Annotated in this window: 12 protein-coding genes, 1 pseudogene and 1 riboswitch; of the genes and pseudogenes, 1 reads left to right on the forward strand and 12 read right to left on the reverse strand. The window is 65.6% G+C overall.

The genetic code is table 11. The features are described 5' to 3' along the window. The 12 genes and pseudogenes from WAO18_RS16570 to WAO18_RS16625 all read right to left on the reverse strand — a co-directional run. Positions 1 to 342 (reverse strand): annotated as a pseudogene (locus WAO18_RS16570) (glycine dehydrogenase (aminomethyl-transferring)); the annotation flags it as partial. 142 nt (positions 343 to 484) lie between these two features. After that, positions 485 to 582, reverse strand: a riboswitch (glycine riboswitch). Positions 583 to 643: 61 nt separating this feature from the next. Continuing rightward, on the reverse strand, positions 644 to 1,288 hold the full coding sequence (locus WAO18_RS16575) for a MerR family transcriptional regulator (RefSeq protein WP_422207339.1): 645 nt from the start codon (positions 1,286 to 1,288) through the stop codon (positions 644 to 646). Between the two features lie 287 nt (positions 1,289 to 1,575). Next, a complete protein-coding gene (locus WAO18_RS16580; protein ID WP_331517021.1) occupies positions 1,576 to 2,070 on the reverse strand; it encodes a bifunctional nuclease family protein in 495 nt (164 codons plus the stop codon). Positions 2,071 to 2,178: 108 nt separating this feature from the next. After that, entirely contained in the window at positions 2,179 to 2,922 is a 744-nt protein-coding gene (locus WAO18_RS16585) for a MerR family transcriptional regulator (RefSeq protein WP_422207340.1), read from the reverse strand. Next, entirely contained in the window at positions 2,922 to 3,395 is a 474-nt protein-coding gene (gene garA, locus WAO18_RS16590) for a glycogen accumulation regulator GarA (protein WP_422207341.1), read from the reverse strand. Before garA ends, WAO18_RS16585 begins: the two co-directional genes overlap by 1 nt. A 211-nt stretch (positions 3,396 to 3,606) precedes the next feature. Next, positions 3,607 to 4,002: a glycine cleavage system protein GcvH gene (gene gcvH / locus WAO18_RS16595; protein WP_422207342.1), complete on the reverse strand. Its 396-nt coding sequence runs from the start codon at positions 4,000 to 4,002 to the stop codon at positions 3,607 to 3,609. A gap of 20 nt (positions 4,003 to 4,022) precedes the next feature. After that, the gene (locus WAO18_RS16600) at positions 4,023 to 4,859 is read right to left on the reverse strand and encodes a DUF881 domain-containing protein (RefSeq protein WP_422207343.1); all 837 of its coding nucleotides are present in this window, start codon (positions 4,857 to 4,859) and stop codon (positions 4,023 to 4,025) included. A 16-nt stretch (positions 4,860 to 4,875) separates the two neighbouring features. Next, a complete protein-coding gene (locus WAO18_RS16605) occupies positions 4,876 to 5,208 on the reverse strand; it encodes a small basic family protein (RefSeq protein WP_422207344.1) in 333 nt (110 codons plus the stop codon). Positions 5,209 to 5,242: 34 nt separating this feature from the next. Then, on the reverse strand, positions 5,243 to 6,160 hold the full coding sequence (locus WAO18_RS16610; RefSeq protein ID WP_422207345.1) for a DUF881 domain-containing protein: 918 nt from the start codon (positions 6,158 to 6,160) through the stop codon (positions 5,243 to 5,245). After that, on the reverse strand, positions 6,153 to 6,749 hold the full coding sequence (locus WAO18_RS16615) for a CDP-alcohol phosphatidyltransferase family protein (RefSeq protein WP_422207346.1): 597 nt from the start codon (positions 6,747 to 6,749) through the stop codon (positions 6,153 to 6,155). Before WAO18_RS16615 ends, WAO18_RS16610 begins: the two co-directional genes overlap by 8 nt. 11 nt (positions 6,750 to 6,760) lie before the next feature. Beyond that, entirely contained in the window at positions 6,761 to 9,085 is a 2,325-nt protein-coding gene (gene secA2 / locus WAO18_RS16620; protein WP_422207347.1) for an accessory Sec system translocase SecA2, read from the reverse strand. A 23-nt stretch (positions 9,086 to 9,108) separates the two neighbouring features. Continuing rightward, on the reverse strand, positions 9,109 to 10,746 hold the full coding sequence (locus WAO18_RS16625; protein ID WP_422207348.1) for an acetolactate synthase: 1,638 nt from the start codon (positions 10,744 to 10,746) through the stop codon (positions 9,109 to 9,111). Between the two features lie 92 nt (positions 10,747 to 10,838). On the opposite strand from WAO18_RS16625, the gene WAO18_RS16630 reads away from it, so the two are divergent. Further along, on the forward strand, positions 10,839 to 12,343 hold a 1,505-nt coding region (locus WAO18_RS16630; protein ID WP_422207349.1), incomplete at its 3' end, for an ABC transporter ATP-binding protein/permease.

Raw genomic sequence — 12,343 nt, forward strand, 5'->3', positions numbered from 1 at the left:
GGCCGTGTACCAGGCCGGATTCTCCAGGATATTGCGGAGCAACACCGGCGGTGTGTAGGTGTCGTAGTAGCCCTGCCCGATCATCGACACCGCGACGGTGTTCGTATCGGCCAGCGCCCGCAGCTCAGCCAGCGCTTCGGCCTCACTGGCCGCCGGCGGCAGCTGGTCCAGACCGGGTGCCGATCCGGAACTCGTCAATCCGTCGAGGATTCCCGGCGGCAGCGCCCGGCGAGCCAGTTCGTCCAGCGAATCGACCCCGATGACCTCGAGCATTGTCGCGACGGCATCGCTGTCCGGTCCGATGTGCCGGTCGGCGAAAAGCGGGTTGTTGTAGTCGGACATCGGCGAACTCCTGACAATGACAGAGGAAGGCAGGTCCTCCCCCTCTGTCGTCTACCCGAACCGGGCGCCTGAGAGATTCGACATCCGAATGTCTTTCCCCATGGGCGGGCGACCCGAAAGTCACCGCTTTCCAGAGGCATCGGGGTCTTTCGCGGTCCTGGTGCCTGAGAGGTTGACGGAGAGGTATTGCTCCTTCGGCGCCCGCGGCTGGCGGCCACGGAACTCTCCCGCGCAAGAACGATGCGGTGTCGAGTCTACCCATTGCCGAGGCCACAACGGCCTCCGGCGTGAAAGTTGCGGGTCAGCCGATCTTGCGGTCACGGTGCTTGCGCCGCGACGCCAGCTCGTCTTCCGGTGCGGCGATCGACTCGCCACCGTCGGCACGTTCGCCGGGGAAATCCGCGATGGCGCCGGTCAGCTCCCGCATCGCTCCGGAGACGGCGATGCCGAAGACGCCCTGGCCGCCTTGCAGCAGGTCGACGACTTCTTCGGCCGAGGTGCACTCGTACACCGTGGTGCCGTCGGAGAACAGCGTGATGTTGGCCAGGTCCTGCACACCGCGCTGACGCAGATGATCGACAGCGACGCGGATGTTGTGCAGCGAGATACCGGTGTCGAGAAGCCGCTTGACGATCTTGAGCACCAGGATGTCTTTGAAGGAGTACAGCCGCTGGCTGCCGGATCCGGCGGCGCTCCGGATCGACGGCACGACCAGTGAAGTCCGTGCCCAATAGTCCAACTGGCGATACGTGATGCCGGCGATTTGGCAGGCACTCGGGCCGCGGTAACCGACCAGCTCGTCGGGCACCGAATCGTCTGGGAACAAGCCGCCTTGTACGGGTTCGCTTGAGACGCGGATAGCCTGATCGGGCCGGGGTGCTGAACCGTCGTCGAGTGCGCTCAAAGACTCGAGATCCAGTTGATCGTCACGTGGTTGGTCACCCACGGTGCTTCCTCTCGCCGATCGCGCTCGTTACGGGCTGCCGGTTTCCGCGTTTGCTCAATCGAGTGCTTGTGAGCATACGCTTTTCGACTCGCTCTGGTGTTCGTAGAACTAATCAGTCGAATTCAAAGTATGGCGGTCGGGGCGGTGACGCCACGCTATCCAATGGGCGTGTCGAGGTCGAACCCGCAGTTGAGACGCATCCGTGATGTTGCCGACCCGAGTATCCCTGCTCGACGAGGGCGGCCCGCATTTCCTGCGGGCCGACGTCGATTTCGACTCAGCCTGGGTTAAGTGGCCTTGAAATCGTCGGGCGAGACGCTGTCCAGAAACTCTTTGAACTTCTCCACCTCGTCCTCGCGAACGGCGCTGGACGGCTCGTCGTCGTTTTCATCGGGAATCAGCAACCCGGCCTCCGCGAGGACTGATTCCTCGACGTAGATCGGTACGCCAACGCGTAAAGCAATGGCCACCGAGTCCGATGGCCGCGCTGAAACGGTGATATTCCGGTCGAAGATCAGGTCGGCGTAGAAGGTGCCTTCTTGCAAGTCGACGATGCGTACCTCTTTGAGCGAATGACCAAGCGCGGCAATAAGATCCCGGATCAGGTCATGAGTCAACGGACGCGGTGGCTCGACTCCTTGTTGCTCGAGGGCGATCGCGGCGGCCTCTGACTGACCGATCCAGATCGGCAGGTAGCGGTCGCCGTTGGCCTCGCGCAATAACAGCACCGGCTGGTTCTGCGGCTGCTCGACGCGGATGCCGACGACGCGAACTTCACCCATCTGTGTTTGCCCTCCGCACGTGCTGCCGTCTCCGATCAGACCTGCTACGACGTCGCGGTGCAAACACCAAGCCGCCGAACGCAAGCTGTGGTTCTGAAGTCTAGTCCTTCAGCGGTGGAGAACGTCGCGCACTGCGGACTTGATCAACGAGGTGTGCAGCGTGATCGCCAGGGCGGCGACTTCGCGGGCAAGGTCGTCGGCGCGGTCTCGCGAGCCGGTTTTTCCGGTCTTGACGAGGGGTCCGGCGATCTGGGCGATCAGGTCGGACTGCCGGTCGGCGGCTGAGCGGAATGCCCGCAGATGACGTGGCTCGACCCCGTACTCGGCGAGTGCCCGGGCGCATTGCAGGATCACCACGGCATGCTCGTCGAAAAAGCCGCCCGGTCCGGTGGTGATCACTCCAGCCTTGACCAGCGCCGTCAACAGCTCGTCGTCCACGCCGGAGCGTTCCAGCAGATCCTCGCGGCTCACTCGGACGCGGGTAGCCGGCACCGCCGCGGGATCTGCGGTCAAATCAGCGTGTACGTCATCGCCGACCGACACCAATCGCGGTACACCGTAAGGTGATCCGGCCAGCGGCAGCTCGCCGTCGGGTTGCGCGTCCAGCTGTGCTTTGATCACCTTCAGCGGCAGGTATTGGTCACGCTGGGCGGTCAGAATGAAGCGAAGGCGTGCGCAGTCGTAGGCGGTGAACCGTCGATAACCCGATGCCGCGCGTTGCGGCGTAACGAGACCCTCGGCTTCCAAGAAGCGGATCTTGGAGATCGTCACATCCGGGAAGTCAGGCCGTAGCAGGTCGAGGACCGCTCCGATCGACATCCCGCTGAGCGCGGGGGTCTCGGGCGCGGTCACTAGCTTCCGGGCCCTCCGCCGTCTTCACCAGCCTTGGGCCCGGTCAAAAAGACCAGGCGGAATTTCCCGATCTGAACCTCGTCGCCGTTTGCCAGCACAGCCGAGTCGACCGGCTCCCGGTTGACGTAGGTGCCGTTGAGGCTGCCGACGTCGACGACGTGGAACTCGTCGGTTTCCAACCGGAATTCAGCGTGCCGACGACTGACGGTGACGTCGTCGAGGAAGATGTCGCTGTCGGGATGACGGCCGGCCGAGGTGGTCGGCTGGTCGAGCAGGAAACGCGAGCCGGCGTTCGGCCCCCGCTTGACGACCAGCAACGCCGAACCGGCCGGCAGACCTTCGACACCGGACACCGCGGTCTCGGAGCCCGACTGCGCGGGAGCGTCCAGTTCATTGAGGAAGTCGGCGCGGAAAACAGATGTCGTCTCCACGGTGACTTCATCAGAAGTCTGGTCGTTGTCCTTGTCCGTCACCCGCTGCTCCTCACTGGCCGCTGCTGCGTTGTCTGGTTGGGTCCGGCCGACCGGATTCCCACCCGCTGTGACCGTCGATGTGACGACCGTACCGCGCACAGGAGTCCAATGTGCCGTCCCCCGCCGGATCGGCGGCGACATCTGATCGCCGCCGGATTCCGGCCCTGGTCCGGCATGCGTCTGTGCCGGGCGCAGGGAACGATAACAAGGGTCATTCGGCCAGCGTGCCGCGGTAGGTCTCGGCGTCCAGCAGGTCGGCGAAACCCTTCTGCAGCGCGTCGGGCGCGACCTGGAGGTCAATCAGCCAGCCGCCGCCATACGGATCGGAGTTGACCAGCTCGGGGTTGGCATCCAAATCCTGGTTCACAGCAACGACTTTCGCCGTAACCGGCGCGTACAAGTCCGATACCGACTTAGTCGATTCCACTTCGCCGAAGGCGTCCCCAGCAGTCAGCTCGCTACCTACATCCGGCAACCGGACGAACACCACATCACCGAGAGCGGCCTGGGCGAAGTCTGTGATCCCCACCCGGACGGCGTCGTCGCCAGTTCGCCGAATCCACTCGTGCTCGGCGGTGTAGTGCAAGTCAGGCGGGATTTCGCTCACGGTGTTCCTGTTCTGGTTGGTTACTTCTTGACGGGCTGAGCGTATTGGCGCGGTTTTGGTTGCCGCAAGGCGGTGATGTTCACCTTGTCCCCCTGCTGCACCGACATGGTGCCACCGACGCGCTTGACGCTGTCCACCGCGCCGCCGGGGATGTTCATGGCCGCAGCCAGGGTCGGTGGATCGCCAATGGCGACAACCGAATACGGGGGCATGAGCGTTCTACCGTCGACGGTCAACGCGCCGGGCGCGCCGACGATCCAGGTATCCAGGCCGGTTCGCACCGCCTGGTGCTGGTCGCTGATCTGGATCGCCTCTGCGCCGGCGGCCCGTAATTCGTCGAGGACGTCGAGCATGGCCTGCGGCGCCACTCCCGGCCCGGGGTCGTCGATCCGCGCGGTCACACCGGGTCCGGTTGCCCCGACAGTGCCGATCAGGATCGACAACGCCGCCAGCCGGTCCTGAGCATTCTGGATGGCGGCCTGGTCGCTGCTGCCCGAAGCCTGCAATGCGTTCAACGAGCGCTGCAGTTCGCCGACTTCGGTGCTCAGTGTCGCTTCGCGTTGACGGAGAGAATCCAACAGCACCAGCAGGTCCGCTGGACGGGCCGTATCCAGCGAGTCCCCCGAATTGGTTTGGCGCACCTGGGTTGCGATGGCCACGCCCAGCAGCAGGCAGAGCACCAGGGCCAGCGTGCCGAAGGCGGTGCGGCCGCGCCGCAGAAATCCGCGAGGTTTCAAGTCGCCGATCGCCGGTGCCGGTTGGTGCGGCCCCAGTTCATGCCGGCCCTGCTGCTCATCCTCATCGGCACCGTGCTCGTGCGCGGAGGTGTCGTCAGGCTGCGGATCGGTGTCGCTCATGTCGGCCTCATACCCGTTAAGCCCCGAATAGTCGGCGTCGCAGGGCCGCGGCGTTGCCGAAGATGCGGATACCTAGCACGACGATGATCGCAGTCGACAATTGCGTGCCGACGCCCAATTGGTCGCCGACATAGACGACCAGCGCTGCGACCAACACGTTGAAGACGAACGACACCACGAACACCTTCGGATCGAAGATCCGCTCCAAGTAGGCTCGCAATCCGCCGAACACCGCGTCGAGCGCGGCGACCACCGCGATCGGCAGGTACGGCTGGACGAGCTCCGGCACGCTGGGATGGAACACCAGGCCCAGCACGATCCCGACGGCCAATGCTGCGATACCGATCATCGGCGCTGTGCCCCTACTGTCTGGATTCTTTGCACTAGGACCCAATCTCTTTGGCGAACTTGACATCTCGGACCGCCCCTGCCGGCAGCGTGAGGCTGTCCTTGGCGCTGACGTTCACGCCGACGCCGTACGAGGTCTCCAGGAGTCGCAGCCGGCGCAGCCCCGGACTGCTGTCGAACACGTCTTGCATGGCGTGCGGCGGCCCGACCGCAAGGACCGCATACGGGCTGCTGGTGGGGTTGTTGTCGACCAGGATCGCGCCGCCGGCCTGCCGGATCGTCACGTTCGGCCCGATCCGAATCCCGTCGACGGAGATCGCCTCTGCGCCGCTGGCCCACAACGCGTTGACCACCAGCTGCAAGTCCCGGTCGAGGATGATCTGCTGGCTGCCGGCGACCCGCTGCTTGGACACGTCGGACAGGTTCGGCGCCACACTTGGCTCGGTGACGGTCACGCTCAGACCCGGACCGGTGACCGGGGTGCTCGCGGCGGCCAGGCTGAGCCGGTCGAGGCGGGCGAGCAGCTGCCGACCGGCGGCGTCTGCGGCCAGCGTGCGTCGTTGGACCTCATCGCGTTGTGCGGCAAGCGTATTGCGCTGTGTGGTGAGCGCGCCGGTCGTCGACTCTTCCGAGCGCACGCCGGCGGCCAGCACTCGTTGCGCGGCACTGACTCCCGGCGCGACCAGCCGGGCCTGGGCGACGGCCGCGGCGAACACCGTGGCCACCAGAAACGCGGCCAGTGCCTGCCACATCCATCCCAGGGCACGGGCTCGACCGGTCTGTGGGTCGTTGCTGCGGTCCCGCTGGGCTGCCGCGGCCGCATAGCCGGGATCCAGGTGCTCAGAGAGCAGGGCCCGCAGCAGCGAAGGCACCGGGATCAGTTGCGGCCGTCCGGCATCGTGTGCGCTGAGGCCGGAATAGGGGTCGTAGCCGCCGAGCGCCTGGTCAGCCATCGCGGGCCTTCACCGGCGGCATCCGGTTCAGCACCATGACCACCTGCCACGCATACACGAAGAATGACCACAGATACATGTAGGTGCCCCAGATCAAAAACGCCCAGCCGCAAGCTAATACGATGCGACTCCACAACGCGTCCCACTGACCCAGCAAGATCAACGGGAACGCCGACATCAACGCAAACGTCGCCGCCTTGCCGACGTAGATCACCGGCAATGCGGTGATGCCGCGGGTGCGCAACAGTGGCAGTTCGGCGGCCAGCAGTACATCGCGGACGAGCAGGATGGCGATGATCCACCACGGCAGGACGTGCGCCAGTCCGAACGCGATCGGCGTGGTCACCATGTACAGCCGGTCGACGAACGGATCGAGATACGCCCCGAGTTTCGAGGACTGGTTCATCAGCCGGGCGATCTTGCCGTCCGCCCAGTCCGAGGCGCCGCTGAACATCAGAATGGCCACCGCCCAGGCGTAGGCGTGGGTGACCAGAAGCAGATAAATGAAGACCGGGATCAATGCCAGACGGAGTCCGCTGAGCACGTTGGGCACCGTCAGGAGCCGGTCGTGGGCAGGCGGCCGGTTCATGTGCGGTGACCTTATCTGAAGATGCCGGGCAGGCTCAGGGCGGAAAGCGAGTCGTCGGCCAGCGGGTTGTCGTGCACCATGTAAGTCCACGTCGACGTCGGACGGGCCAACTTCGACAGATCTACGCCCGGTTCGTCCTCGATCGACGGCGAGGTCTCAAAGGTCTGCTGAGCCGCTTCGATTGCGTCGGCGGCCAGTGACGCGAACGCGTCCACGGCCATCCGGTGGAACTCGTCGAGCGGGTTTTGCCGTCCCAGCGCGCGTAGATGGATGCTTTCCCGAATGTCGGCCAGATAGGCAAGGTGGTCGGCCCACCCGCGATCGAGGTGATAAAGCATGATCAGCCGGCTGATCGTCTCCAGCTGATCTTCGGAAAGCTGCTCTGACAGTTCGTCGTAACGATCGGGGGCCAGCGCGGCCAGCTCGTCCCGAGCCGCGGCGGTGCTGAGCAGCGTGTTGCGCCGCTCGACGATGATCGCGCGCTGCTGGGCGATCAGCTGGTTGTAGCGCCAGGTGTTGGCGTGCACGTCGAGCAGACGGCCCTCGGCGACGCGCTGGGCGTGCTCGAGAAGTCCGGCGACCTTGTTACTGACGATGCGGCCGTCCTCGTCCGTCTGCATCGGCAGCTTGTTGGGCTCGAGGTTGGCCGCGGCGACGTCGTCTTCCCAGCTGGAGAAGAACGCCGACGAACCTGGGTCGCCTTGCCGGCCTGCGCGGCCGCGCAGCTGGTTATCCAGGCGTTCGGTGTGGTAGCGGCCAGTGCCGACGACATGCAGACCGCCGAGTTCGACCACCTTCTCGTGGTCGGCCTCATCGGAGCCGCCCAGCCGGATGTCGGTTCCGCGACCCGCCATCTGCGTGGACACCGTGACTGCTCCGAGCTTGCCGGCCTCGGCGATCACCGCGGCTTCTTCGGCGTCGTTCTTGGCGTTGAGCACCACCGCCGGCACACCGCGACGCTGCAACCGTTCGTGCAGCTCCTCGGATTCGGCGACGTCGTGAGTGCCGACCAGCACGGGCTGTCCGGTTTCGTGGATCTCGATGATGTGCGCGATGATCGCGTCGATCTTCGCTGCGGCGGTGATGTAGACGCGGTCGGTTTCGTCCTCGCGAATGTTGGGTGTGTTCGGCGCGATCGGGGACACACCCAATTTGTAGAACTGGCGCAGCTGTTCGCCTGCGGCCAAAGCGGTTCCGGTCATGCCGCACACGGTCGGGTACCGGTTGATCAGTGCCTGCACGGTGATGGTGTCGAGTACTTCGCCGGTTTCGGTGGTTTCGATGCCCTCTTTGGCTTCGACCGCGGCCTGCAGGCCGTCCGGCCAGCGTTGCAGCTGGGCGATGCGGCCGCGGGAGGCGTTGATCAGGTGCACGGCGTCGTCGCGGACGATGTAGTGCACGTCGCGGTGCAGCAGAACGTGTGCGTGCAGCGCAACGTTGACCTCGGTGAGCGTGGTGCCGACGTGCTCCTCGGAGTAGAGATCGATTCCGCCAAGCTGCTTTTCGAGTTTGTGCGCGCCGGCCTCGGTCAGGTGGACGTTGCGGCCGTCGGAGTCGGTGTCGTAGTCGTCGCCGGCGTGCAACTCGCCGACCAGCCGGATGATCTCCAGCCGCGGCTTCTCGCGATGGCTGGTGCCGGCCAGCACCAGCGGCACCAACGCCTCGTCGACCAGCACCGAGTCGGCTTCATCGATCAGCGCGACGTCCGGGTTGGGTGACACCAGGTCGTCGACGTTGGTGACCAGCTGATCGCGCAGCACGTCGAAGCCGATCTCGTTGACCGATGCATAGGTGACATTGCACTTGTAGGCCGCGCGACGCTCCTCGGCGGTCGATTCGCCGGTTACCCAGCCGACCGCGACGCCCAGCGCCTCCAGCAGTGGGCCCATCCACTCGGCGTCGCGGCGGGCCAGATAGTCGTTGATGGTCACGACGTGAACGTGCCGGCCACCCAACGCGTAGCCGGCAGCGGCAATCGCCCCGGCCAGCGTTTTGCCCTCACCGGTTGCCATCTCGATGACATCCCCGGCCAGCATGCGCAGCGCGCCGAGCAGCTGCACGTCGAACGGCCTCAGCCCGGTGGCGCGTTCGGCGGCCTCCCGCGCGATGGCCAGGAACTGTGGGATGTCGTCGGCCTCGGCCAGGTCGTCCAGGTCGAGCAGACCCGCGGCTTTGCACAACTGCTCGTCGTCGAGGTCGGCGGCTTTCTCGTCATACTCGGCCGATGCGGTGACCTGGGCCAGTGAGCGGCCCTGGGTCTTCTCGGTGGTGGCGCCGAGCAGACGCCAGAAGCGGCTGCTCGTGCGTCCGGACGAAGAGCTGGTGGTCTTTGGCACAGGTCAACGGTACGTCAGGCCGGTCACGCCAGATTGGACCGGCGGGGATAGGCGACCTCAGGATCGGTGAGCACGTTGACGACGGCGGGTAGACCGCTGCCCAGAGCACGTGTCAACGCCGGCCGGAGCTCGGCAGTAGTCGAGACCAGCTCGCCGTGCCCACCCAGCGCACGCACCACCTCGTCGTAGCGGGTACCGGCCCGCAGCTCGGCCACCACCGAATAGCCGTACAGCGCTTTCATCGGGTGATGCTCGAGCGCCCAGATGCCGTTGTTGCCGATCACCGAGACGACCGGAACCTCGTGCCTGGCCAGCGTGTCCCATTCCATGCCGCTGAATCCGAAGGCACCGTCGCCTTGCAGCAGGACGACCTGTCGGTCTGGCCGGGCCAGCTTGGCGGCCAGCGCATAGCCAGGACCTGAGCCGAGGCATCCGAACGGGCCGCTGTCGAGCCACGCACCGGGGACGAAGCTGTCGATCACCCGGCCGGCGTAGGAGCCGAAGTCGCCGGCGTCGACGACGATGATCGCGTCGCGGTCCAGCAGCGGCGCGAGCTCTGCGTACACCCGCATCGGGTGCAGCGGGCTGCGGTCGTCGGCGAGCTCGTCGTGTTCACTCTCGCGCGCCGCGGCCTCGGTGGCCCGCAGCTCGGCGACCCACTCCTTGTGACTGGCCGGGTCGGCATCGCTCAGGACGCTCAAGGTTGACGACAGGTCGCCGTACAGCTCGGCGGCGACCGGCCGCGGGTGTTCGCGCTCGGGCCGCACCCGATCGGCCACGATCAACTGGGTGTCCCGCCCGAATACACCGCCGAATCCCAGCCGGAAATCCATCGGAACCCCGATGACGACCGCAACATCGGCCTCCCCCAACGCTTTTGAGCGCGCCCGCGAGAATGCCAGCGGATGGTCGGCGGGCACGGCGCCGCGGGCCATGCCATTCATCAGGACCGGGATTTGTCGTTGCTCGGCCAGTCGCAACAGCGCCGCTTCGGCGTGACCCCACCAGACGTTGGTGCCGGCCATGATGACCGGCCGTTGCGCGGCGGCCAGCAGGCTGACCGCGCGGTCGAGCGCGTCACCGTCCGGCAGGGTCGGCGGCGGCAACGTGGTCAGAGCGCCGGGCTGTCCCGTGTCGGCGGCGACGGAAAAGACGTGGTCCATGGGAAAGTCGATGAACGCCACCCCCGATGGCGCGCCGACCGTCGCGCGCAGCGCGTCGTCGATGAGGCCGCTGACGGCGTCGGCGGACGGCGCGGTGGCGGCGAATCGGGTCAGCGGCGCCACGAACGGCACATGGTCGATCTCCTGCAGCGATCCCATCCCCCAGCGTCCCGCGGGCGCCCGGCCGCCGAGAACCAGTAGCGGCGAGGAGTTCTGCTGGGCGGCAGCCATTGCGCTCATCCCGTTCGTCACGCCCGGGCCCGCCGTCAGCGCGGCCACACCCGGCTGGCGAGTCACCTTCGACCAGCCTTCGGCTGCGAACGCCGCGGTCTGCTCATGGCGGGTATCGACCAGCCGGATCCCCTCGCTGCGACAACCGTCGTAGAGCGAGAACAGATGACCGCCGGATAACGTGAAGACGGTGTCGATTCCGCTGCATTTCAGCCGGCGGGCGATGAGCCGGCCGGCATGGAAGGTGTCCTCGGCGTCGTTGCTCATGGGCGCAGCCTATCGGCCGGCCTGGGGTACTTTCGCGGGGAAGCATCCACGAGACGTCGACCGGACAGCCTCGTAAGCAAGGAGACGTGATCTTGGAGCCAAAGCCGTTCAAGCCGTCTATCGACTGGTCCGTGGCGGCCCCGGAAACGATGTGGTGGCTCGCCAGGGGCTGGGCGATCGCCGCGGTATGCGTCCTGGTGGTATTGCTCCTGCTGCGCTATCTCACCCCATGGGGCCGCCAGTACTGGCGGATCACCGGCGCCTATTTCACCGGACGGCAATCGGTGCGCGTGTGGCTGCATTTGGCGGCATTGCTGTTGTTGGTTCTGCTGTCGGTGCGCCTGACGGTCCTGCTCAGCTATCAGAGCAATGACCTGTACAGCTCGCTGCAAACGGCGTTCGAGGGCACCGCCCTGGGCAACGACGAGATCAAACACTCTGGAATGCACGGCTTTTATATGTCGCTGGTGCACTTCAGCGTGCTGGCGTCGCTGTTCATCATGCGCTTGTTGGTCGACATCTACCTGACGCAGCGGTTCATCATCGCCTGGCGTATGTGGCTGACCGCCCACCTCACCGACGACTGGCTGAACGGGCGGGCCTACTACCGGGACCTGTTCATCGACAACACCATTGACAACCCCGACCAGCGGATCCAGCAGGACGTCGACATCTTCACGACCGGGGTGGGCGCGACTCCAAACATCCCGTCCAACGAGACTGCCAACACGCTGCTGTTCGGCGCAGTGCGTGCAGTGGTAGCGGTGGTGTCGTTCGCCGCGATTCTGTGGCACCTGTCGGGTCGCCTGGACGTCTTCGGTCTTCAGATTCCCCGCGCGATGTTCTGGATTGTCTTGGTGTACGTGCTGATTGCCACGAGTGTCGCGTTCTGGCTCGGGCGTCCGCTGATCTGGCTGAGCTTCAACAACGAGAAACTCAACGCCGCATTCCGCTATGCGCTGGTCCGGTTACGCGATGCCGCCGAGGCGGTCGGCTTCTACCGCGGCGAACGGATTGAGCGAGCGCAGCTGTGGGGGCGCTTCGTCCCGATCATCACCAACTATCGCGGGTTTGTTCGCCGGACCATCGTGTTCAACGGCTGGAACTGGTCGATGTCACAGGCAATTGTCCCGTTGCCGTGGGTAATTCAAGCACCGCGGCTGTTCGCCGGTCAGATCGCCTTCGGTGATGTCGGGCAGACGGCCACCGCATTCGGTGAGATCCACGACTCGCTGTCGTTCTTCCGCAACCAGTACGACGCATTTGCCGCCTTCCGCGCGGCCATCCTCCGGTTGTATGGATTGGTCGATGCCAACGCCAAGGGTCGGGACCTGCCCGCCGTGCTCACCCGGCCCACCGACGACGGGTCAGTCGAATTCGACGGTGTCGAGGTACGCACGCCCGACGGTGACCCGCTGGTCGACGTGCTGGACGTGCGTCTGGAATCCGGCCAGTCGCTGGTGATTACCGGCCAGTCGGGTGCCGGCAAGACCACGCTGCTGCGCAGCCTGGCCGAATTGTGGCCGTACGCCTCGGGGACCCTGCGGTGCCCGGACGGAGACAACGCGACGATGTTCTTGTCGCAGTTGCCTTATGT

This window comes from Mycobacterium sp., from assembly GCF_049278535.1.
Classification (GTDB): Bacteria; Actinomycetota; Actinomycetes; order Mycobacteriales; family Mycobacteriaceae; genus Mycobacterium.

Coding starts and splice junctions, on each gene's coding strand:
- WAO18_RS16610 (WP_422207345.1), bottom strand. CDS start 6,160: ATGGCTGACCAGGCGCTCGGCGGCTACGACCCCTATTCCGGCCTCAGC.
- WAO18_RS16625 (WP_422207348.1), bottom strand. CDS start 10,746: ATGAGCAACGACGCCGAGGACACCTTCCATGCCGGCCGGCTCATCGCC.
- WAO18_RS16605 (WP_422207344.1), bottom strand. CDS start 5,208: ATGATCGGTATCGCAGCATTGGCCGTCGGGATCGTGCTGGGCCTGGTG.
- WAO18_RS16580 (WP_331517021.1), bottom strand. CDS start 2,070: ATGGGTGAAGTTCGCGTCGTCGGCATCCGCGTCGAGCAGCCGCAGAAC.
- WAO18_RS16600 (WP_422207343.1), bottom strand. CDS start 4,859: ATGAGCGACACCGATCCGCAGCCTGACGACACCTCCGCGCACGAGCAC.
- WAO18_RS16615 (WP_422207346.1), bottom strand. CDS start 6,749: ATGAACCGGCCGCCTGCCCACGACCGGCTCCTGACGGTGCCCAACGTG.